This window comes from Paenibacillus sp. FSL H8-0260, from assembly GCF_045040625.1.
Classification (GTDB): Bacteria; Bacillota; Bacilli; order Paenibacillales; family Paenibacillaceae; genus Paenibacillus_AQ; species Paenibacillus_AQ odorifer.
This window is the reverse complement of record NZ_CP150298.1, coordinates 3,514,408-3,537,400: the sequence shown is the minus strand read 5'-3', so window position 1 is coordinate 3,537,400 and position 22,993 is coordinate 3,514,408. Positions and strand designations below refer to the sequence as shown.

General features: G+C 44.0%; 15 protein-coding genes. 5 read left to right on the top strand and 10 right to left on the bottom strand.

Annotation, left to right across the window (positions count from 1 at the left end; translation table 11 throughout):
* Positions 1–46: 46 nt before the first annotated feature.
* Positions 47–1,543 (top strand): glycoside hydrolase family 43 protein, encoded by a 1,497-nt coding sequence (locus tag MHI51_RS15715; protein WP_342409674.1) that lies wholly within the window; start codon positions 47–49, stop codon positions 1,541–1,543.
* A gap of 119 nt (positions 1,544–1,662) precedes the next feature.
* Here the strand turns inward: MHI51_RS15715 and MHI51_RS15710 are convergent, their stop codons facing one another.
* Together MHI51_RS15710 and MHI51_RS15705 are read right to left on the bottom strand one after the other, a co-directional pair.
* Entirely contained in the window at positions 1,663–2,514 is an 852-nt protein-coding gene (locus MHI51_RS15710) for an aldo/keto reductase (RefSeq protein WP_405173083.1), read from the bottom strand.
* 36 nt (positions 2,515–2,550) lie between these two features.
* Positions 2,551–3,516, bottom strand: a complete 966-nt coding sequence (locus MHI51_RS15705) for an aldo/keto reductase (RefSeq protein ID WP_076281835.1) — start codon at positions 3,514–3,516, stop codon at positions 2,551–2,553.
* A gap of 325 nt (positions 3,517–3,841) precedes the next feature.
* On the opposite strand from MHI51_RS15705, the gene MHI51_RS15700 reads away from it, so the two are divergent.
* The 4 genes from MHI51_RS15700 (at position 3,842) to MHI51_RS15685 (ending at position 9,199) form a co-directional block, all read left to right on the top strand.
* The gene (locus MHI51_RS15700) at positions 3,842–4,516 is read left to right on the top strand and encodes a response regulator transcription factor (RefSeq protein ID WP_036677195.1); all 675 of its coding nucleotides are present in this window, start codon (positions 3,842–3,844) and stop codon (positions 4,514–4,516) included.
* Complete coding sequence (locus tag MHI51_RS15695; protein ID WP_081387692.1) at positions 4,513–5,568, top strand: HAMP domain-containing sensor histidine kinase; 1,056 nt, start codon at positions 4,513–4,515, stop codon at positions 5,566–5,568. The genes MHI51_RS15700 and MHI51_RS15695 overlap by 4 nt, the downstream gene beginning before the upstream one ends.
* Before the next feature lie 119 nt (positions 5,569–5,687).
* Positions 5,688–7,439 carry an ABC transporter ATP-binding protein gene (locus tag MHI51_RS15690; RefSeq protein WP_076130605.1) on the top strand — a complete coding sequence of 584 codons (1,752 nt, stop codon included), beginning with the start codon at positions 5,688–5,690 and terminating at the stop codon, positions 7,437–7,439.
* A complete protein-coding gene (locus MHI51_RS15685) occupies positions 7,439–9,199 on the top strand; it encodes an ABC transporter ATP-binding protein (protein WP_076219233.1) in 1,761 nt (586 codons plus the stop codon). The genes MHI51_RS15690 and MHI51_RS15685 overlap by 1 nt, the downstream gene beginning before the upstream one ends.
* Before the next feature lie 102 nt (positions 9,200–9,301).
* Here the strand turns inward: MHI51_RS15685 and MHI51_RS15680 are convergent, their stop codons facing one another.
* From MHI51_RS15680 to MHI51_RS15645, 8 genes are all read right to left on the bottom strand, one after another.
* Positions 9,302–10,864, bottom strand: a complete 1,563-nt coding sequence (locus MHI51_RS15680) for an ABC transporter substrate-binding protein (protein ID WP_076219240.1) — start codon at positions 10,862–10,864, stop codon at positions 9,302–9,304.
* 90 nt (positions 10,865–10,954) lie between these two features.
* Complete coding sequence (locus MHI51_RS15675) at positions 10,955–11,890, bottom strand: carbohydrate ABC transporter permease (protein WP_081383287.1); 936 nt, start codon at positions 11,888–11,890, stop codon at positions 10,955–10,957.
* A 13-nt stretch (positions 11,891–11,903) separates the two neighbouring features.
* The gene (locus MHI51_RS15670) at positions 11,904–12,863 is read right to left on the bottom strand and encodes a sugar ABC transporter permease (protein ID WP_038574490.1); all 960 of its coding nucleotides are present in this window, start codon (positions 12,861–12,863) and stop codon (positions 11,904–11,906) included.
* Between the two features lie 121 nt (positions 12,864–12,984).
* Positions 12,985–16,335 carry a glycoside hydrolase family 9 protein gene (locus tag MHI51_RS15665; RefSeq protein ID WP_076219651.1) on the bottom strand — a complete coding sequence of 1,117 codons (3,351 nt, stop codon included), beginning with the start codon at positions 16,333–16,335 and terminating at the stop codon, positions 12,985–12,987.
* A gap of 226 nt (positions 16,336–16,561) precedes the next feature.
* Positions 16,562–18,304, bottom strand: a complete 1,743-nt coding sequence (locus MHI51_RS15660; protein WP_405173082.1) for a hypothetical protein — start codon at positions 18,302–18,304, stop codon at positions 16,562–16,564.
* Positions 18,301–19,977, bottom strand: coding sequence for a response regulator (locus MHI51_RS15655; RefSeq protein WP_081387763.1), 1,677 nt, complete (start codon positions 19,975–19,977; stop codon positions 18,301–18,303). Before MHI51_RS15655 ends, MHI51_RS15660 begins: the two co-directional genes overlap by 4 nt.
* Entirely contained in the window at positions 19,893–21,635 is a 1,743-nt protein-coding gene (locus tag MHI51_RS15650; RefSeq protein WP_076184977.1) for a sensor histidine kinase, read from the bottom strand. Before MHI51_RS15650 ends, MHI51_RS15655 begins: the two co-directional genes overlap by 85 nt.
* Before the next feature lie 142 nt (positions 21,636–21,777).
* On the bottom strand, positions 21,778–22,989 hold the full coding sequence (locus tag MHI51_RS15645) for an FAD-dependent monooxygenase (protein WP_076184978.1): 1,212 nt from the start codon (positions 22,987–22,989) through the stop codon (positions 21,778–21,780).
* Positions 22,990–22,993 lie beyond the last annotated feature (4 nt).

The following is a 22,993-nucleotide window of genomic DNA, read 5'->3' as shown; positions in this document are numbered from 1 at the left end:
ATATATTGAATTCTTATTTATATGAATTTATTAATGAGGTGGAGAAATGAAATACAATAACCCGGTCATCAAAGGGTTTTATCCTGATCCCAGCGCATGTAAAGTTGAAGACACTTATTATTTGGTCTGCAGTTCCTTTCAGTATTTTCCCGGTGTTCCGATTTTTGAAAGCAAAGATTTAATTAATTGGACCCAAATCGGTCATTGCTTAACCCGAAAGAACCAGATTCAACTGGATACTGTGGACAGCTCCGGTGGTGTATTCGCCCCCACCCTGCGGTACAATAATGGACGATTCTACATGACGACCACTAATGACACTCTGCGCCAGAACTTCTATGTCTGGACTGACAATATTTACGGCGAATGGTCTGATCCGATTAATGTAGATCAAGGCGGTATTGATCCGGATTTGTATTTTGAAGACGGCAAAACGTATTTCATGAGTAATGGGACAGACGATTACGGAGTTAATGGTATAGTCCAATGTGAAATTGAAATTGAAACCGGGCAGAAGCTGTCGCCAAGCCGTTCAATCTGGCAAGGATCCGGTGGGCGTTATTTGGAGAGTCCTCATTTATACAAAATTAATGGACAATACTATCTGCTAGCTGCTGAGGGTGGAACCGAATATGGGCATATGGTTACTTATGCAAGAGGCAATTCTCCTGCTGGTCCATTCAAAGCCTACCCGCATAACCCCGTATTGACTAATCGAAATTTAGGCGGTTACGAGCTTCAGGGAGTTGGACATGGAGATTTGGTACAAGACCATGAGGGGGATTGGTGGCTGTTACATCTTGGATTCCGGCAGACTGGCCAGTATCTTACCTATCACCATTTGGGGCGCGAGGTTTTTCTAACTCCGATTACCTTTGGCGAGGAGGGATGGTTTACAGCAGGTCATGAAGGTACCACTCTTATAAGTTTCGAGACTGATCGTATTGCGGACAAAGTCATTCAGCAGGAGAAAAGAGTCTTTACGTTCGAGAACACAGATTGGAATTTGGACTGGTGTTACCTGCGTCACCCGGTTACAGAAAATTATAGGTTAGAAGCTGATAAAATAAAGCTTAAAGGAACTGCTGTAACGTTAGATATCCCGGCTACCCCGACATTTATTGGTATTCGTCAAAAAGACTTTAACGCAATTATTTCATGCGAAGTCAGCCTTACGAATGGTGAAGCCGGAATTACACTTTACATGGACGAAAATCACCATTATGACTTGGCCTTGCGTAAACATCCAGAGGGTTATGAGATTATCGAACGGCTGAATATCGGAGATATCAAATCCATTGAAAAAACAAAAAATATAGGTCAGTGCAACCATGCTTCATTAGTTGTCAAAAGCAGTCCAACGCATTATCACTTTTATATCCAGGTAGACGGTACTGAGATCTTATTCGGAGCTGCGCAAACCAAATATCTATCCTCTGAAATAGCCGGAGGATTCACAGGTGTGCTTATTGGTTTGTACGCCACTGGAGAAGACCAAGATTATAATGCGATATTCACAAATTTTAGCTGCCTTTATTCTTAAACCTCCAAATTAGAATGAACTGTACAAGGCTAAGGGTGTTCTTATAAATAAAAGAGGGGTTAACCCCTTAATTATGGTTAACCCCTCTTTTATCAAAACCTACAAGATCCTAAGAAAAATTAGATATCCAGCTTCCTGGTACTTAACGCTTTTACCATTACAGGATCTCTATGTGAAAAGAACAAACTCTCTTTTGTGTCTAACAGCGCAATTTGTTCTATATCCTCTGAGTTTAATTCAAAATCAAAGATATTAAAGTTTTCAATTATTCTTTCTTTCCGGACAGACTTTGGAATCACAACAACTCCTCTTTGCGTCAACCAGCGTAAAACCACTTGGGCAACAGATTTATTATATTTTTGAGCTATTGATACTAAAACTTCGTTCTGGAACATGTTGTTTTTACCTTCAGCAAATGGACCCCATGATTCAATCTGAACATTGTTTTCTTTCATGAATGCAGCACTTTCAATTTGTTGGCAGAAGGGATGTGTCTCAACTTGATTAACGGCAGGTGTTACTTCATTATGAATAATCAAATCAATCAGACGATCGTTCTGGAAGTTACTTACGCCAATCGCTCTGATTTTTCCTTCACGGTACAATTCCTCCAGCGCCCGCCAAGAACCATGCACATCGCCAAATGGCTGATGAATTAAATACAAATCCAAATAATCAAGTTGCAATCTTGAAAGGGATTTTTCAAATGCTTCCTTTGTACGTTCGTATCCTGTATCTTGAACCCATAATTTCGTAGTAATAAATAGATCCTCTCTTGGTACTCCACTCCGTTTGAGGGCTCTTCCCACCGCTTCTTCGTTTAGGTATGAGGCTGCGGTATCTATCAGTCGATAACCTGACATGATCGCATCGTAAACAGTTTGTTCACATTCAGCTTCATCTTGAATTTGAAAAACCCCAAAACCAAGTATCGGCATTTCAACACCATTGTTCAAAATAACTTTTTGCATAAAAAATCCTCCTATTAGTTGATGATATAGCTCTATTTAAAAGTGTGAACTATCAATATCCATTTTAGACAAAGCTTCATTTAGACTATCTACATCTTCCTTTGTTAATTTGAGATCAGCTCCATATAGGTTTTCTTCTAATCTGTTTAATTTTGTAGTGCCTGGAATTGGAATGATATATGGTTTTTGAGCTAATTCCCACGCGAGTACGACTTGAGCTGGTGTTGCATTTTTACTTTTTGCAACTTGAGTAATTAAATCTAATAACACTTGATTATGATCAATCACATCAGGTTTGAATCTTCCCATGAAACTTCGATAGTCACCTTCATCATATTTGGTTTCCTTGGTATATTTACCACTTAAGAAACCATTTCCTAATGGACTGTAAGCGATAAAAGCAATTCCTAACTCTTCACAAAGCTCAAACAACTCTTTTTCCGGTTCACGCCACATCATGGAGTACTGATTTTGGGTTGCAGTAATCGAACATACAGCATGTGCTCGTTTCATATAATCAATCGGTGCATTAGAGACTCCCCATGTTTTAATCTTCCCTTCAGCTATTAAATCTTTCATTGTTTCTGCGACAGCTTCAGGTTCGACATTCGGATCCACTCGGTGCTGATAATATAAATCAATGCAATTGACCTTCAACCTTTTTAATGAGCCTTCTATTTGTTCACGAATAGAATCTGGTGTGCTATTCAAAATAAGTTGAGGTTGACCGTCTACAGCTTCTTGTCCTAAAATTCCAAATTTAGTTGCAATCACAACTTGATCTCTTAGGGGTGCAAGGGCTTCGCCTACTAATTCCTCATTGGAATCTCCATAAAAAGCAGCAGTATCAAAGAAATTACATCCTAGTTCAACTGCTCTGCGAATTAATTTAACCATTTCATTACGATCGGCTGGCTTTCCATAGGCATGATCCATTCCCATACAGCCAAGCCCTATTGCCGAAACTTCCAAGCCACTATTTCCTAATTTACGCATTTGCATCTGTGATCTTCCTTTCGCATGAAGTTCAGTCAAAGTTCAACGTTCGACGTAGTCTGCATTATTTTCAGCACGTTAATCCAGCTAAATTAGTTTGGGTACTATTTTAGTATGCAACAATTTTTCACAAAACAGATATCATAATAGTATTAAATCATTGCCTATTCCTCTCATTTCATTAAATCCTCCCTATGTATGAGTCACTTTATATCGACTACAAGGATTTCAAACCAAATCTTAAGATTAGATAAATATTGATTCTGCTCCCTTTAAAACAAATTCCCCACAGGTAATAATGGATACAAACCTACTATTGGAGTGAACAGTAATGATTAACATACTCGTAGTTGAAGATGATAAGCATGTAAGAAGACTTCTTGAAGCTGTTCTGAAACGCGAAGGATATGATGTTGTAACTGCTGAAGACGGAGTTAAAGCTTTGGAGGTCCTTGATTCACAGCATATTGATCTAATCATTCTGGATATCATGATGCCTAATATGGATGGTTATGAATTCGCCAAGGAAGTAAGAGATGCCGATAGCTTGGTCCCCATTCTTATGGCTACAGCAAAACAGCTGCCTGAAGATAAGAAAAAGGGGTTCCGGATTGGAACTGATGATTATATGACCAAACCCATTGATACCGAAGAAATGCTGCTCAGAATCCAAGCGCTGCTTCGCCGTTCGCAAATCGCAAGTGCCCGTAAATTAGTAGTGGGTAAAGTGATCCTTGATTATGACGCATTGACAGTAACGCGGGAGGACGAGAAACAAACGCTTCCGCAAAAAGAATTCTATTTGTTGTATAAGTTGTTGTCCTATCCTGAACGGATTTTCACGCGCATCCAGCTTATGGACGAGATATGGGGCATGGAAAGTGAAAGTACGGATACAACCGTTAATGTGCATATCAATCGTTTGCGGAAACGGTTTGACGCTTATCCAGAGTTTGAACTGGTTTCCGTCAGAGGTCTTGGATACAAGGCGGTGCGAAGCCAGTGAGCAAAATAAGTAACAAGCTCAGCAACAGAATCAGCCTTCCCATCTATTTTTCTCTTATCATATTTTTCATCTTTCTTATTACCGTTGTGATTACAGGACTACTCTTCTTTCTCGCACAGGTTTTTGGTTTGTTGAACGAAGAGCTTGCCCAGGATGGATTCGTACTACCCATAATGGTATTAATCGCTTGTACAATTATCGGTACCACGATATCAGCCATCACAAGCCGGAAAATGGTAAAATCCATCCGGATATTTATAGAGGCCACAGAGCGTCTTGCCAGTGGTGACTTCTCCATGCGGCTCCAGCTCAAAAGCCCGCCAGAGTTTGAAATTCTATCAGAGAACTTTAACCGTATGGCTGAAGAGCTTGGGGGTATCGAAATTCTGCGAACTGATTTTGTAAACAATTTTTCCCATGAATTCAAAACACCGATTGTATCTATTAAAGGGTTTGCTGAAGTCTTAAAGAATGATGATCTTACTAAAGAGGAACGTGATGAATATCTAGATATTGTCATTGAGGAATCGACCAGACTTGCCTCCCTTGCTTCGAATGTACTGGAGCTGACGCAGGTTGAGACGCAAAAGATTCTGACAAACAAAATGCGGTTTAATGTTGGGGAACAAATTCGCCAGTCTGTGCTTTTACTGGCTGCCAAATTTGAGAAGAAGCACCTGAAGCTGAATGTTAATATTCAGGATTATGAACTCTCCGGCAACAAAGAGCTTTTAAATCAAGTTTGGTTAAATTTATTGGATAACGCGATCAAATTCACTCCTGAGCATGGTGAAATTGAAGTTAAGATGAAGAAAAACGATGATAACCTGGTGATTCTAGTTCATGACTGCGGAATCGGTATTCATCCTGAGGCTCTTCCCAAGATATTCGATAAATTTTATCAGCAGGATACTTCCCACTCGACTGCAGGCAATGGACTTGGATTAGCAATTGTTAAAAAAATCATTCATCTACACCATGGAACCATTTCTTGCGAAAGCATTCCATTACAAGGAACCACATTTACAGTTACGATTCCGATTGGAATGTAGTACGAGCCCTGGAGAACCTCATCGTTCTTTCAGGGTTTTTTTATTTTTCAGAAAAGTTAACTTTCAGTTTATCTTCTTTCGTTATCATTTTAGCAACGCCACATAAAGGAGTCAGATGTATGGTAACTATACTTAAGTACTTAAAACCGAAGGAATGGGCCCTAATCGGTATCAGCATCCTATTCATTGTCACACAGGTATGGCTGGATCTGGAATTGCCCGGTTATATGAGCGAGATTACTCGTCTTGTACAGATACCAGGGAGTGAAATGAGCGAAATCATTGCAGCCGGAGGCTGGATGTTGCTCTGTGCCCTCGGCAGCTTAGCTACATCAATCATAGTGGCAGGGATCGCCGCTAAAATTGCCGCTAACTTCTCTTCAAGATTACGCTCTAAATTGTTTGATAAGGTACAATCTTTTTCTATGGAAGAAATCAACAACTTCTCTACAGCTAGTTTAATTACCCGTTCAACGAATGACATTACGCAAGTGCAAATGCTGATTGTCATTGGTCTGCAACTGCTGGTGAAGGCTCCCATCCTTGCCGTTTGGGCAATGCTCAAAATTACAGGCAAGAGTTGGCAGTGGTCGCTTGCTACCGGTGTCGCCATTGGGGTATTGATTCTTATTGTCGGCATAGTGATCGTGCTAGTGCTTCCGAAATTCCAAAAATTGCAGCAACTGACTGATAATCTTAATCGTGTTGCAAGAGAGAATCTTACCGGCCTTCGTGTCATTCGTGCGTATAATGCGGAAAGTTACCAGGAAGATAAATTTAGCGTAGCCAACAGCGAGCTTACCCGAACGAATTTATTCGCCAATAATGTACTGTCCATGATGATGCCAAGTATTTCTCTGATTATGAGCGGTTTAAGTCTCGCAATATATTGGATTGGTGCTATTTTGATTCAAAATGCCAATGGTACGGCGAAGATGGGCTTATTTTCAGATATGATTGTCTTCTCATCCTATGCAATGCAGGTGGTTATGGCATTCATGATGCTGATCATGATTTTTATCCTGATGCCTCGTGCCCATGTATCCGCTAAAAGAATCAATGAAGTGCTGGATACTAAGCCAAGCTTAGAGAACGGATCACTTACTTCCTCCAAGGCAAATCGGTTGGGTGAGGTCGAATTCAAAAATGTCAGCTTTAAATATCCGGATGCAGAAGAATACGTTATTGAAGATATCAGCTTTACGGTGAAAAAAGGAGAAACTGTAGCCTTCATCGGTTCAACCGGATGCGGAAAAAGTACCGTCGTGAACCTGATTCCTCGCTTTTATGATGCTACAGCAGGTGAAGTGTTGGTGGATGGAATTAATGTTAACCAATATGAGCAAACTGCACTGCGCAATAAAATGGGATATGTATCTCAGAAAGCGATTTTGTTTGGCGGCACGGTGAGCTCTAATGTTGCTTTTGGCGATAATGGCAGTGATCTGTCCTCGGATGTTGTTGATGCCATTTACACCTCTCAAGCTTCAGATTTTGTTGAAAAGATGGAAGGAAGCTACGAGGCTCATGTCTCTCAAGGCGGTACGAACTTGTCTGGCGGTCAAAAACAACGTCTTTCCATTGCCCGAGCCATTGCCCGTCGTCCTGAAATATTAATCTTCGACGATTCCTTCTCAGCGCTTGATTATAAGACGGATCGCAAATTGCGAAGTGAATTGAAGAAAAAATCCAGCGGTACAACGATACTAATCGTTGCCCAGCGTATCGGTACAATCAAAGATGCAGACAAAATCATTGTACTGGAAGCCGGACGAATGGCAGGCATGGGAACACATGATGAATTGATGCAGACCTGTGATGTCTACCAAGAGATTGCTTACTCACAACTTTCAAAGGAGGAGCTAGCTTAATGAACAAAAGCAAAGAGCAACTCAACACGTGGAGCAGACTTCTCCACTATTGCAGAAAATATATCCCTGTAGTTCTTATAGCTATTATTAGTGCAGCAATCGGTACGGTTCTGACTCTGCTTGGACCGGATAAGCTTTCGGAGATGACAGACTTGATCACGGCCGGCCTCGTCACCGGAATTGATATGGAAGCAGTAACTTCTATCGGCCTTTTCCTTGTATTTATCTATATCCTTAGCGCTGTGTTATCTTTGGTACAAGGATTAATTATGTCCGCAGTTACGCAAAAGGTCTCCAAAAACTTAAGAGCCGATCTCTCACGCAAAATGAACAAACTTCCGATCTCTTATTATAATAATTCTACAACCGGTGACATCCTGTCCCGGGTTACCAACGATGTGGATACGATCGGGCAAGCTTTAAACCAAAGCGTCGGCACACTGGTAACTGCCCTTGCCCTCTTTACGGGATCCATCATCATGATGTTCAAAACAAATGTGATCATGACTATTACGGCGGTTGTTGCAACTATCATTGGCTTTGGCCTCATAGCGGCAATTATGAAAAAATCCCAAAAGTATTTTCAAAGTCAGCAAGAATACTTAGGGAAAATCAATGGCCATGTGGAGGAAGTATATACAGGACATACTGTAGTGAAAGCCTACAATGGTGAATCGCAAATGCGCAATACATTTGAATCCCTGAATATGAATCTTAAAGATAGTGCATTTAAAGCGCAGTTCCTCTCCGGTCTTATGATGCCGATTATGATGTTTATAGGCAATCTAGGTTTTGTGGCCGTTTGTGTAGTTGGTGCTGTACTTGCTATGAACGGAACGATATCCTTTGGGGTCATTGTAGCCTTTATACTGTATGTCCGTTACTTTACACAACCGCTCTCTCAGATTGCTCAAGCCGCACAAAGTCTGCAATCGGCTTCCGCGGCAAGCAAACGTGTCTTTGAGTTCCTCGATGCTGACGAAATGGACAATGAAAGTCATAAAGAAAGACATCTTAAAACTGCTGTGGGCAAAGTTGATTTTGAACATGTGCAATTTGCTTATGAAAATTCAGATAAACTTGTGATTAAAGATTTTTCTGCAGAGATTAAGCCTGGGCAAAAAATTGCTATAGTCGGTCCTACCGGCGCAGGTAAAACTACACTGATAAATCTTCTAATACGGTTTAATGAATTAAAGGGCGGAGAAATATATATTGATGATACCCCCATCAGCAGCTTAACAAGAGAAAACATCCATGATCTATTCTGTATGGTCTTGCAGGACACCTGGCTTTTTGAGGGCACTATCAGGGAAAATCTAGTGTACAACAAAACAGGTGTAACCGATAAAGAAGTTGAAGATGCTTGTAAGTCGGTAGGCTTGCATCATTTCATTCAGACCTTAAGTGCCGGTTATAATACCATACTAAATGACAAAGTTAATTTATCCACGGGCCAAAAGCAACAGCTTACGATCGCCCGCGCGATGCTCAAAAATGCCCCAATGCTCATCCTCGATGAAGCTACAAGCTCAGTCGATACAAGAACAGAGCTCTTGATTCAGCAGGCAATGGATAAGCTCATGGAGGGAAGAACCTCTTTTGTTATTGCGCATAGACTCTCAACCATTAAGAACGCCGATGTGATTCTGGTTCTGAAGGAAGGCGATATCCTTGAAAGCGGCAGCCACGAAGAACTACTTGCCAAAAATGGTTTTTATGCGGAGCTTTATAATAGCCAATTCGACCAAGCCTCTTAAAGCCTAGTTGACACTGTGAATTAAATAACGAAAGTCAAAAGGACCTACTCATTGTTCTTATCCAGAACAATGAGTAGGTCCTTTATTTGCTATGAACACATATCATCTACTGGCAAGGAATTCATCAAGCTGTTTTTGCTTTTCAGCAATGACTTTATCTAGGCCGGCCGATTTTTGGGCGGCGATAAATTTCGGCAATTCTTTGTCCAGATCAACCGAGCCGGTCTCAAGCATCTTTTGATATTCTCTTAGAACGTTTGCTAGTGCTCCGACTTCGGATTTGACTGGCTCGCTGTCAAAGGTGAAGCCCAGTGCCGGCGATGATTTAGCGCCTTCGTTGAACTTTTTGAACTGCTCCCACTTGTCTGGAGCTTCCGAACTCCAGACATAGTTCAGGAATTGATTTCCCAGCTCCCAAGCGACGCCCGGTGCGTACTGTCCTGACTTCTCCGTCTGCGTCATAACATTACCATTAAGTGTAAAGTGTGTACCTTCAATACCGAAGTTAAGCAGATTAATAATCTCTTGATCTGTATGAAGCAGGTTAATCAGCATCATGGCGCGTTCCGGATTCTTAGACGTTGATGAGATGGCTAACATGGCGCCGGTAGTCTCCGATGTGGCGACCGTTTTACCTGTTAAAGTAATTTGTGCAAGCTTGCCATCAAGTCCTGTCGCGGATGCGATTTCTTCTGCTTTGCCTGGCTTAAGAGGCTCTACAGTGGAAAATACATTGCCCGTCTTATAAGCATCAAGGGATGACGTTTGGGAAGTGGCCGCATCTTTGTTAAGATACCCCTTCTGGAAGAAATCACGGGTTACTTTTAATGCATTTAAGTATTGTGGATACTCTTCGGCCGGTTTGACTGTCGCTTCCGTGCCATTCTTATCGATAGCGCCAGGTATCGTCGTATCACCTAAAAAATCCAATTCCACAAAAGAGTGAGAGGCGAATGTGCCACCCGTTGTATACAGCGGATACATGGTTGGCTTCTTCTCTTTAACGATCTTATAAACGGCATCTAAATCTTCGATTTTTTGCACTTTACTCATGTCGATGCCGAGTTCATCGGCAATGTCCTTCCTGTACACAATGCCCCCTGACGATGCCAACTCTTTATTCGTAGGGACTGCATAATTTTTGCCGCCGATTTTGGAGCCATCGAGAAAAGCTGGATCCAAGCTATCCTTAATGCCCTGGCCATACTGATCGAGCAAGGGACCGAGATCTAAGTAAGCACCTTTGGCAACGTTCTTTGCATACCCGTTCCATGAGGCTGTAAATAGAATGTCTACGGGCTCTCGAGAAGCGATGATGAGGTTAGTCTTATCATCCCATGCTCCCCAATCGATTGGTGCGATATCTACCGTCGCGTTGATTTTTTCGGTCAAGATCTTGTTCAGCGCTTCCTCGACGATAGCCTCGTCCGCCTGTGGAGCTCCTTCGTAGACCAGCTTTAGTTTATAAGGCTCCAGCTTCGAGGGCTCATTGGATGTGTTATCGGTGGTTGAGTTCGCTGATGAGCTCGGTGCGGCGCTTTCTTTTCCGGCATTATCTGGTGTAGCGTTGTTCGAGTTGTTTGAATTGCCGCAAGCCGTAGTGGCTAATGCTGAAATAAGCATCAGTGTGAGAAGCAGTGAAGCCTTGCTTTTCGTATCCTTCATTTTCAAGTAATCCCCCCATAAAATAGAATGATATGCTAAACCATATACTGGTTTTAGCCGTTTCCGTGCCCACGTAAGTGATCGGCAATCTTAGCCTTTAACGGAGCCTACTGTCAGGCCTCTGATAAAGTATTTCTGGAAGAACGGGTAAGCAAATACGATAGGTCCAACACCTACAACCACCATCGCCATACGCACGGTTTCACTTGGGAAGTTGATCATTCCGCCAGCTCGGGTAATTTCAGCCATCGCGTTCGGGTTACTGGATAAGTACTGGATGTTGACCATCATCTTGTAAAGAAAGTACTGCACGGATATATTGTGGTTGTCTGTAATAAACATTAGGCTTAGGAACCAGTCGTTCCAGTATGTCAGTGTTTGGAACAGTGCAACGGTTGCCAGAACCGGCAGAGATAATGGCAATACAATTCGGATAAATATCCGTAGCTCCCCTGCCCCATCTATTTTTGCTGACTCCAGCACAGCTTCAGGTACGGTCTCCTTAAAGAAAGTGCGCATGATCAGTACCCAGAATGCGGACATGATCAGCGGCATGATCAGTGCCCAAAGTGTATCTTTTAATTCCAGCATCTGTACGTATACCAAGTACCAAGGGACTAAGCCGCCGGAAATCAGCATCGTTAGAAAAACAAAAAATGTAAAATACTTAGCCTGCGGAAAATTATTCCGTGAAATGGGGTACGCATACAGAGCTATTATGATGACACTTAGTATCGTACCTATCACCGTGACGGTTAGTGAGATTCCATAGGAATGAACGATTTGACTGATATCTTTCATTAGGAATCGATAGGCTGCCAGATTGAAATTTTCGGGCATAAATCGATATCCGTGTGTCATAACGGACTGCTCATCGGAGAACGATACCGAAAGAATCAGCAAAAGCGGTAGGATACAGAGCGCCGAATAGATGACAAAGAAGATGTTGATGAGGGTTGACGCCCATCCCGACAGCTGATTCTTTGGATTGGACCCAGATAAGGATTTACTCATTGTATTGGTCATAAGGGCTCCTCTCTTAGAACAGCGCGTTCTCGCGGTTAAAGCGGCGAACGACCCAATTAGATACAAAAACCAAGATGAAACCAACGACTGATTGGAACAGGCCTGCTGCTGAGGAAAGTCCGATATCCCCAACGGTCAGGAAGGTGCGGTAGACATAGGTATCGATAACGTTTGTCACAGGGAACAATGCCCCCGATTCACGTGGCACTTGGAAGAATAGGCCAAAGTCGGCATTGAAGATCCGGCCAACCTGCAGCAAAGTCATAATCGTGAGGACAGGCATGATCAAGGGAATCGTGATTTTCTTGATCTGTTGCCACTTATTTGCCCCATCAATTGTCGCGGCTTCGTAGTACTCCTCGTCGATACCAATGATTGCTGCCATATACACAACCGTGTAGTACCCCATGTTCTTCCACGTGTTAATGATCGGCAAAACGATCGGCCACACTTCTTTCGTGAAGTACCAGCGTACGGAATCAAGACCAAGCGCCGGCAGCAACGTGCCGTTGAAGTATCCTCGCTCGTCGCTCATGAACCCATATACTAAGTACGAGATGACGATCATCGACAGGAAGTATGGCAGGAACATGATCGTTTGGTGTAGCTTCGAGAGGAAGCGGTTCTTCATCTCGTTAAGCATCAAGGCGAACCCTAGAGGAAGCGCCATGTTCAATACAATAAACAGCGAATTATAAAGCAATGTGTTGCGAATGATGATGTACGAATCCTTCGAGGCAAATAAATATTCGAAATTCTTCATCCCTGTCCATGGGCTTCCCAGGATTCCGTCCTGGTAATTGATTGTTTTAAAGGCAATAACGATCCCGAACAAAGGGATGTAGTTATTTATTACAAGCAGAACGATTCCCGGCAGCATCATTGCGTAGAACATCCAGTAAGTACGAAGATTCTTCACGATGGAAAAATTACGTACAGTACGTATTGGTTTCCTATTTGTAGGAAGAGGCATAGCTTTCAATAGAGTTGTTGCACTCCTTTCACTGTCTTACACACTCCCCACACCGTTGTTTAGGCGGTAATGGGGAGTTCAGGTTTTCACTATTGAGCCGTAACGTCAATTGTGACGTTACTTATTGAGGTTCTGTTCCCCACTGAAGAGCGCCTGCGATATAGCCAGTTGTATGGCTCCAATCGGTGTAAGTCGAATCGGTCGGATCGAAGGAGTAATCTCCCGTCTGCGTGTAGTTCGTCCAATCGGTCTTGCTCACGCGGATCTGAAGCTCAATGCTGGCTCCAGCTGCCAAACTTCCGGCTCCGCTCGTAAAGCCGATTTCCAGATAATGATCAGCTCCTGTCAAAGGAGCCGGCAACTTGACGAAGTCGCCAGTTACGTTGCTACTGCCGACAGTGGACCAATCGCACCAGAAATTCTGGTCCTTCTCCCCATCGATCGTGTAATAATAATGAAGCTTCACGTCGGACAGATTGATGGCAGTGGTACCGGTGTTCTTCAGCTTTATCCGTGGGCTCAACGAATTGCTCGTTGCCGTAACAGGAGAATTGTACTGCTGCACTTTGATAGATCCACTTTCGGCAGTGGGGGTATCGACCACGGAGACCTCAAGATTCGCACTTGCTCCTGCGCTAAAGTTGAACGTCAGCGTCGTTGTTCCCACCGGTTGGGCAGCCAGATATGCCTTCTGAATCGTCACTGTCGTGCCTGATACGGTGTAGTCCGTACCAGCAACTAGGGCAGTCGTGCCATTATTAATGCCGATGAGTGTGTTATCGTTCAGCGTCAAGGTCACCGGAATGTCGGTCTGATTCGCGGTTTGCTTGTCAAAGGCAGCGGTCGTCGGACTGATCGTCGAGTTAATAACCGACGAATCGTTCACAGCAACGGATAGCGTAGCAGATGAACCGGCGTTAAACAGGAAAGTGAGGTTCGCCTTGCCGATTGGCTGCTGCGCGAGATAGCTCTTGTGTAGAGTGACCGTGTTGCCCGAAACGGTATAGTCCGTGTCCACAACGAGAGATGTCGTACCGTTCTTAATGTCGGTGAGCGTGTTGCCGTTCAACGTTAGAGTCACCGGAATATCAGCTTGATTTGCTGTTTTCTTATCAAAGGCAGCAGTCGTTGGACTAATGGTCGAGTTGCTGCTATTTCCGGTTGCGAATGCGGCAATGAATACCAACCCTGAATTCCAATAAACGGTATGTTCATTTGTAGTCCATTCTTGGAAGTTATCGGTATAGTTTTTGGCTGCAAATCTTGATATCTGGTTTCCTACGGTTATGTCGTTGGAGTATTTATTCGGTCCTCCGACAAGATATCCCTTAGGTACACCAGGTAATCCATCTGTTCTATACATGATGCTGAACGGATATTTCACGCTGTTATCACCGTAACCTGATACAAAAGATACGCCTACCGGGTTCTGGCCAAGAATCCAGTCTAACTGACTATTGTTAATCTCATTAATGATAGCGCGGTTGCTCTCAAAAGTTCCCAGTAACTTCGTACCGATGATCATTTCCATCGGTGTGTCCGCAACCTGCATGGTGATTCCCCAATAGTAGTTACCATCTTTTATGATGCTTTTCCAAGGGCTATCGTTATATCTGCTCACTTTGTCATTGAACCATTGCTGGAATTTATCCGAATACCAGCTTAAGACTCCGGAGTCCGGATTAGCGGCTTTCAGATAACTGAAGAAGCCTGTATTCCAGGTGTTTGCCCAACCACTGGCGAAATCAAGGGTATCCTCAAAAAATATTCCCATATCGGTGTAATTCGCCAGGAAATAATCATTGTATTCGGCATCGCCGGTCGATCGGTACAGGGAGCCTGCAGCCCACAGACGATTCGAAGCGTCATCCGTCACATCGTAAGGCCATCTGCCCGTGTTAGGCGTCCGAATATTTTCCGGATGTGCTTCCAGGTACCCCCATGCGTCTATTGCCGCATCCAAGCAACTTTGGGCAAAAGCCGGATCAATATTCTGATAAATTAAGTAGGCATGTGCCAATACACCGGCTGCGGTAGCTGTATCGGCGGTCGTTTTGATATCAGTCCGCGAGCTTACCGTATCCTTATCGATAATTTCTCTGTCTACCATATTGTCGTCATCCTGAAAGGTCACTCGCGCATAGAAACCGCCAGTTGCAGCATCCTGCATTTTGAGCATCCATTCCAGTTCCCACCTTGCCTCATCCAGGATGTCGGGAATGCCGTTTCCGCTCTCAGGAATATTAAATTGATTGTCTGTAAATTTCTCCGGCATCATTTCATAGGCCCAGAAGAGATCCGACAAGGCTTTGGCTCCTGCGTTAACGTACTTGCCTTTATCGCCCGCATCGTACCATCCCTTGGAAACATCTTTTTTGATGGAAGGGTTAGACATTAAAGGCACTGCGGTGTCAGGGGTAAAATCTGTTCTTTGATAATTTTGAGTGTATGGGCTGGTAATATTAATCCCGGTTCTCTGGTAATAGAAGTATCTTGTTACGTCATTTAAAAAGGGTTCATAGATTTCGTTAGCTTCGCCGATAGTGAACTTGGGCGAATTCTGAAGACCCTGCACTGAAACATAATATTTTCCCGGAATCGTTAAATTTGTGAAATCGGCGGTAAAAATACGCTCCCCGCTATCGATAGCATCATAATTTTTGGTGAGTACAAGCGTTCCGGAGTAAGCTGTCGAATTATTTGTGGCGTTAATAATGTTAAACGTAGTACCTGCATCGACCGTGAGCACATCCTCAAAACCGGTTACAAGCGCTTGCTTCACTCCATCTACGGGATACCCTAATTGATTGACCTTGATGGGGGCGTACTCTTTCTCCTTATCGGGAGACGTAACCCTAATGTCATTAAGCCACACTTTTAAAGGTTGAAAACCATTATTCTTGATGGATAATGCATCTATGGAAGATACATCAATTCCTTGGGAGACCTGAATTAGATCCTTTAACGGGATCTTCACATGGGTCCAACTTGTAGTAATGTTGACGTAGTTGTTAATGTTTACTGTAGTGGTAATTTCATTGCCGGCAGCTCTTTCGAATACCCGGTCTTTGAAGCCCAGTAAAAAGGACTCTCCGCCCGCATTTCCTTTGATATTAAACTCAAGGAATCCATTTGGATGATAAGAGGTAAAGTCATATGCTTTCCAGCCGGCAACCGTAATTAAAGCGTTGTACCAGGAAGGACTGGTAGGCGTCTTCGCATTCAACAATAATGAAGGCAATCCATTGTACATTGCTGTAGAATCAATGGGAAGCTTGCTGTTCTCCGTCTCCAATCCAAACCCGCTATCTCCTGCCCAGCCGTCGGATATATTACTGAATATTTGGTAATCTAGTAAGTCTCTCCACCCTGCAGGCGCTTCGGGGGTTGCCGCATTAGTCTTGATCGGATTTGAAAAAAAGATAGTCACAAACATAGTTAATGCCAGAAACACGCTTACTTTTTTCCTCATTACCTCTCCTCCTAAAAAGTTTTGTGAGCATAAACTGCTTCGCTCCGCTTCATACAAAAATCAGTTCGAAAGTTTACACTTAGTTAGTGAGAGTTACTCTATGATTAACTTCGTATACCATCACCTCTTTTTTGAAAACGCTTTCTAATAAAATCATTTTAATTCACGAAGTTAATCCTGTTATATAGAAGAAATAAAGGAACATAGAAGAAAACAAGCCACAATATTATGGCTTGTTTTCCATGTACCAATTATTTACTTCTCTCGTGATTACGTCGCCGCCATTCTTGTAAAATTGGGCTACGAACTCATCAAAGTAGGAGATCGGCTTCTCGCCATAAATGATGCTCAGATAACTCTCCGTTGCGAGTTTCTGCAGGAACACTCCGTGTTTCTCCATCCCGTCCGTTAAAGGTCCGTGGTATCGGTTTGGGATTTCGAGTCCCTGCTCGGCAATCGCCACCCCAGCCGCCGTAAGTTGAGCTGAATTTAAACCTTTAATAGCTTGTTCGATCGGCGTCGTCACTATGGCTTCCGAATTTTCAGATAATTTTCTGATTGCATCCGCATTCATATAAGGCAAGGCTGGAGCGCCACCTGTCAGCGGATAGAGCATCCAGCGCATATCCATTGAAGACCCGTCCGCAAGCGGCCACTTATCATTTGGCACGCCTTCAGTGGCGAAATTGACAGTAATGACCTTGTCGTTCATGATCACATAATCGTAACCTTCGTGAAACCCTTGTGCGAATCGGGGATCGAAGTACGGGTCATCCGGGCCGAAATTTTTGGCAAGCAACTTGTTATAATAAGCGAACCAGGCTTCCATATTCGTGAAATCCTTGCTGAACACCGTGTAGATACCGTACAACGGCTTTTGTGCCTTGCCCTTTAACCCATCTGGTCCGGCAGGAAGGGGGTAAGCCTGCCAAGCCGCTTCGGGATCGACCTTCACTGTATCGCCGAGCGGCCAGGCTCCCATCCAAAACGGGCCGAACATGACACCGGCCATTCCGTTAACCGCCAGTTCGGACGCTTGGCTCGGGTCCTGCATGCCTGCATCCCTGTCCATATAGCCCTTCGCCATCCAGGATGCCATCGTTTCCAGGTATTTCTTAGCATCCGGGTGTACGGCGCCAAAGATCAAGCTGCCCTTCTCGTCTTCATTCCAGAACAGTTTGATGTCAGACGTGCTAATCATCTGCCTTGAAAAAGCTCCGGCAATCGCATCTGTCTGCCCCATCCAGCTCCAGGGACCTTCCTTCAGCGGAACCGCTAGACCAACTTCGTCATCTTCGCCATTCCCATTAGGATCTTGTTCAGAAAATGCCTTCAGCACGTTCTCCAACTCACTTATCGTCGTAGGCGGGTTCAACGACAGTTTCTCAAGCCAATCCTTACGGATCCACATGACCGTTCCCTCATCTCCTGCACTAAAACGGGGAAGTCCATATATCTTGCCGTCTTTGGTCACTTCTGCCATGGTATAAGCGTACTTCTCCAGCGCTTCTTTTAGCTTAGGATGAGCATACTTCTCGATGGCATCATCCAGCGGAAGCAACTTGTCGGCTTTGAGCAGATACTTCAGGATGTCTCCTTCAGCGCTAAGGGTGTCCGGCAGCTTGCCATTCACAGCCAGCGCGAGCCGAATTTTGGTATCTGCATCTTCGAACTTGCTGACAATCCAATCAAACTTCGTGACGATTCCCAGATTATCTTCCATCCAGCGGGTATGCACGTTGTCTGTAAGGCTTTCATCTGGCTTGAATGCGTTAGGCCGATTCTCGTCTACGATTCCTGTTGTGATCGTTATAGGCGGATCGTATTTAAAGTCCCATACCGGCTTCTTTTCCCCATTGGATATACTGTTCTGTGCCGTTTTCCCTGTGCTACTTAAACAGCCGGAAACTAGCAGCACTCCGCTCAGAACTGCCCATAGAAAGATGGCCTTTCTTTTTTGCTTCTTCACCGGCCCAATCCCTCCATTCCCGATCGGTATCTGTCCCTGAATTCCTGGGGCGTCACCTGATAATAGTCACGGAATTTCCGAATAAACCAGTTAGTATTGGGATAGCCAATGCTTTCACCAATATGGTAGATTTTATTATTTGTATGCTTGAGCATCTCGCAGGCTTTGAGCATACGCTGCTCGTAAATATATTGGGATACGGTAGTGCCTGTGCACTGCTTAAAGATTTTTGACAGATGGTTAGGATGTACGAAGACGCGTTTGGCCAGCAAAGTAAGTGACAAGTCCTTGTCCAGCTCCTTCTGGATGTAGAGTTGCGTCTTCCGGACGATCACCTGGCTGTGGTCCTCGGTCTCCTCCCCTAGCTTATCGCGAAGTGTGCGTAGTAAGTCGAGCGCCCAGCTTTCCAGCTGCGACGCGTGCAGCATTGCTTTTCCTTTAACGAAAGCCGATTGCTCAGGAGTGAGCATTTGGGCCAGCGTCCTGCCACTGCGATTCGCGATATACTGGAAGGCATTGGAGAGAAAGAAAAAGACGTCGCGCATGAGGTAAGGTGAACCCGTATGCATAAGCGGTGACACGAACGCTCGGATCTTAGCTTCCGCCGCTTCCCATTGCTCCGTTTCCAAAAGATGTGTCAGCAGAGGCGTTTCATAGAGCTTGCGCATAAGACGCGCTTCCTCTTCATTCCGCTCTGGCACCTGTCCACCCGAAAAACTGTCACTATCCAATCGCGATTTAGCTGTCATATAACTAGCTTGCAGTTCTTCCGGGAATAGACAGTCGGTTTCCCCTACAGAAATTTCACCTTTAAGCAAACGCTGTACTTCTTGCTTTAATCGCTCTATCCGCTCAAGCACCCATTCCGGATCAGGTGGTGCTCCTGATAGGTCGTATACCAGAGCGAGCAGGTTTCCTTCATCATCCGCTGCCGACCAGCAGTCATAGCGGTCCATCAGCAATTCTTCCAGCATGTTTGTTACCGCGAACCTGATCAGTGACTGCGAATAGAGATCTTGTCCGTCGAAAGGGGAACCCAACCGGACAAGGCACATTGAGACGTGACCTGGTATCGGAAGAGGCAGGTCAAACAGCTTTAACTTCTCTGCAAGAACCTTGCCATTTAGATTTCCGCTGAGTACTTTGAGCAACAACCCTGCTTTCAGTTCTGCACTATTGTCTCGGTAGATACGGAAGCCCTGTTCGATTGATCGCTCCTGCTCAAGCTGTTTAATGATCCGGCCCATTGCCGTAAGTAACTGCTCGTCCTTCGCGGGCTTCATCAGGTAATCGAGCGCTTGCAGCTCAATCGCTTTTCGGGCGTAATCGAAGTCCGCATAACCTGTGAGCAGCAGGCACTTCAGCCCTGGAATACGAAGCCTGGCCTGTTCGATCAGTTCCAGGCCGTTCATGCGCGGCATACGGATATCCGTCATAAGGATATCAATGGGGAAGGAGTCTATCAGAGCAAGTGCCTCGCTCGCGCTGTATGCCTTCCAAACGCGGGAGATACCAAGTGTCGCCCATGGAATCGTATCTGCCAGACTGTCCGCATAATGTTTCTCGTCATCAACTACAAGCAGGCTATTCAATGCTCTTCCTCCTTCGTTTCTTCTTTCATCACCTGTCTCCAAATCAGCCTCACGTTTAGACCACCCAGTCTGGACGGGCAAAACTCAATTTGAGCGTCTGAACCGAAGTTGCCTTGCAGTCTTTGATATACGTTCCAAAGACCGCAGCCTGCATATTCGCTGGCCGGAATATGAAGCTCCATTTGCAGTTGGTCCATCCGTTCTTTATTTAATCCTTTTCCGTTATCCTCCACTTCCAAGTGCAATTGGTCTTCATTGACGTAAACTCTAATTTCAACCCGGCCTGGATATTCGACGTTCTCAAGTCCATGCACGATCGCATTCTCCACGATTGGTTGGATAAGAAGCCGGGGAATTCGCAGCTCCGCCAACTCTTCAGGCAGTTCGATGCTGTAGGACAGCGTCTCATTGCGAAGCCGAAGAATCTCGAGGTGAATGCGCACGAACGCCAGTTCTTCACCCAGGCTGACTCCTTGATTATCCATTCGCGTCGTATACCGGTAATAGTCGGCCAAATGATACGCCATGTCTATAACAGCCCGATTCTTTCCCATCTTGGTCATATTAATGATGAAACCCAAACAATTGTACAGAAAATGAGGATGGATCTGTGCTTGTAGCTGTTTTAGCGTGGCATCACGCGCAAGGATACGCGATTGTAGGACATTCTCGATGAGATCTTGGATCTGCGTCGCCATCTCGTTAAAGTTCTGCATCAGGAACGTGAATTCATTGTTTGATTTCTTCGGTAGCCGGTACGCGTAATCGCCTTCCTTAATCCTCTGCACCGCACGCACAAGTTGGAAGATAGGTCGATGTACGTTCCAGTACAAAGCAGACGCGGCGGTAATACAGGATAGGAGCAAAATAATCGAAGAAGCTCCAAATAATAACCTCTGTTGCTTGATAGGTCCGATAATCTGGTTAAGTGGAACAGAATCGACGAGATGCCACTCAAGAATATTGGAATAATAATAGGTAATCAGATAAGGCCTGCCGTCGAAGGAATGAATTAAAAAACTTGAATTCCGGCTATTGATCCTGTCGCCTAATTCCGCGATAATTTGGTCCATCTTGGGCCCATCTGCGGATCGGCTGGCGATGATGGCATGTCCTTCTTTGTAAAAAAACGGGTTGTCAGAGTGACCAGATTTGTAGGTATCAAGCAAATTTTCAAAGCTCCACTTGTAGAGGTTAATGCGAACGGCAACATCCAGATCGTCCGGACGGGCTGGTTTGTAACCCGTAGTGACATAAGTTCGAGTAAAACCGGAGCCAATCTCCAAATCTTCGCTGTAGCTCCACCCTAGCGAAAATCGGCTATCAAACTCTTTAAGGTCATATTCATAGGAGGGGGAAGAAGAAATACTATCGTCTCGTTGCGGGAAATAGACGGTCACGTCATTGCGCCAGTTGCCCGATGCGCTGGCCAGCGACAGCTTCTCTTGGATCAGCAGCCTTGTCTTCATTAGGGAATAATCGCTCATATTGAGGTTGTAAAGGTATTCCAGCACGTTCGTGTCAACGAGCATAGGTGCGGAGACTAAGTCGAACTTCTCAATGCTGGCATCCAGTTGTGCCACGAAGAGCTCCATCCGGTTCAGGCTGGCTTTGATAAGCTCCTCCTGTATGACGTTGATGCTCTTAGAGGTAGAATAATAGTACAGCGCCACGACCGGAGTTAGCAGAATCAGCAACAACACTAACATTTTCTGAAAAATATTAAATTTGATCCGCATGGGATTTCCATCCTTGTTTTGTAATTACACCTCAACCTGTATTTTACAATGGATAGAAAGCGTTTTCTATACAAATTCTTTGCGTTTCAGCAAATTAAAATAACCTCATTCCCAATGAACTCTACTTAGGAATGAGGCTTCGTTAAAATTTGAAGGCATTATCAACCGTTATTTTAGGACTCCCCAAAAAGAATCTCCGCATTAAATATCTTGCGATCCTGCTATTTCCCATCAGTTTCATGCAGGCTAGCGAGAATTTTTTAACCCCTTTAGGGGATTTAACGGTCATGCTGATTATCAACTGTTGAGCAAAATGCACAAAACGAATTTCCCGATTACGAATGGGCTGCAAACGATCTAAACACTTGTATTCATGATTTGGCTCTAATTTTGATGCAACAATAAGTTCAGCAGCGACCAGCGCTGTTTCAAAAGCCAAGGACAATCCGATAGCTCCGAGTGGTGAGGAACAATGTGCAGAATCACCGATTAGAATACAACCCTTATTATGCCAATTGTCCACCATAAAAGTCTCTGATTGGATAGAAACAAACGATTTGAAATCAATGATCTTTTCAATGTCTTCTTTAAGCTCGGGAAAGGCCTTTATGAATTCAAGCTTTAATGGTTCGATGCCTTTGCTTTTTATGGAATTCCATTGGTCTTTCTTCATTGTAAAACCTATCTGCACACAATCAGAGGAATAAGGAAGCCCGATGAAGTTACTAAAATCAGACAATCTGAAAAGGAGTTTTTGATTTAGCTTGAACTCATTAGTCGATATTTTGCACCAGATTAAATCAAAATCTTCTTTTTTATACTTAAAAGAAAAATCGCTTGTCTTCCTAACCGTGGACATCCGTCCATCCGCTCCGACTACTAAAGAAGCATGGATCGCAGTCATTTGTCCATCTACTAAGGCGTTTACTCCGACTGTTCGATTTGCACTTTTAATAGTTGAAGTGACCTTTGCGTTAAAAATGAGCTCAAAATTACTATAATCCTTTGCCAGATCATAAAGAAAAGTTAACAGGACGGATTGTTTTATTTTAATTGCGTAAGGTCCCTCCGGCATTTCTTTTTCATAATCAATTTGAGTGATATATTTCTTATTATTCCATATTTCAGCATTAAATAATTTTATATGCTCATACTTTTCAAGACGCTGTTCCAGATTCAACTCTTTCATGAGCCTTACAAATCGAGGCTGAAGAACTTCTCCTCTGAACTTGCGATTAAAGCTTGTTTGACTTTCCAGTACGGTAACTCTAATTCCGTTTTTGGCTAACAGCAGCCCTAGAAAGAGACCAGAAGGTCCACCACCAACAATGCAAATCTCCGTTTCTTTATTCATTCCT

Bases quoted from the DNA above. Each gene is read 5' to 3' on its own strand.
- MHI51_RS15670 (WP_038574490.1), bottom strand. From the start codon at position 12,863: ATGCCTCTTCCTACAAATAGGAAACCAATACGTACTGTACGTAATTTT.
- MHI51_RS15715 (WP_342409674.1), top strand. From the start codon at position 47: ATGAAATACAATAACCCGGTCATCAAAGGGTTTTATCCTGATCCCAGC.
- MHI51_RS15680 (WP_076219240.1), bottom strand. From the start codon at position 10,864: ATGAAGGATACGAAAAGCAAGGCTTCACTGCTTCTCACACTGATGCTT.
- MHI51_RS15705 (WP_076281835.1), bottom strand. From the start codon at position 3,516: ATGCAAATGCGTAAATTAGGAAATAGTGGCTTGGAAGTTTCGGCAATA.
- MHI51_RS15685 (WP_076219233.1), top strand. From the start codon at position 7,439: ATGAACAAAAGCAAAGAGCAACTCAACACGTGGAGCAGACTTCTCCAC.
- MHI51_RS15710 (WP_405173083.1), bottom strand. From the start codon at position 2,514: ATGCAAAAAGTTATTTTGAACAATGGTGTTGAAATGCCGATACTTGGT.
- MHI51_RS15700 (WP_036677195.1), top strand. From the start codon at position 3,842: ATGATTAACATACTCGTAGTTGAAGATGATAAGCATGTAAGAAGACTT.
- MHI51_RS15645 (WP_076184978.1), bottom strand. From the start codon at position 22,989: ATGAATAAAGAAACGGAGATTTGCATTGTTGGTGGTGGACCTTCTGGT.
- MHI51_RS15650 (WP_076184977.1), bottom strand. From the start codon at position 21,635: ATGCGGATCAAATTTAATATTTTTCAGAAAATGTTAGTGTTGTTGCTG.
- MHI51_RS15675 (WP_081383287.1), bottom strand. From the start codon at position 11,890: ATGACCAATACAATGAGTAAATCCTTATCTGGGTCCAATCCAAAGAAT.
- MHI51_RS15665 (WP_076219651.1), bottom strand. From the start codon at position 16,335: ATGAGGAAAAAAGTAAGCGTGTTTCTGGCATTAACTATGTTTGTGACT.
- MHI51_RS15690 (WP_076130605.1), top strand. From the start codon at position 5,688: ATGGTAACTATACTTAAGTACTTAAAACCGAAGGAATGGGCCCTAATC.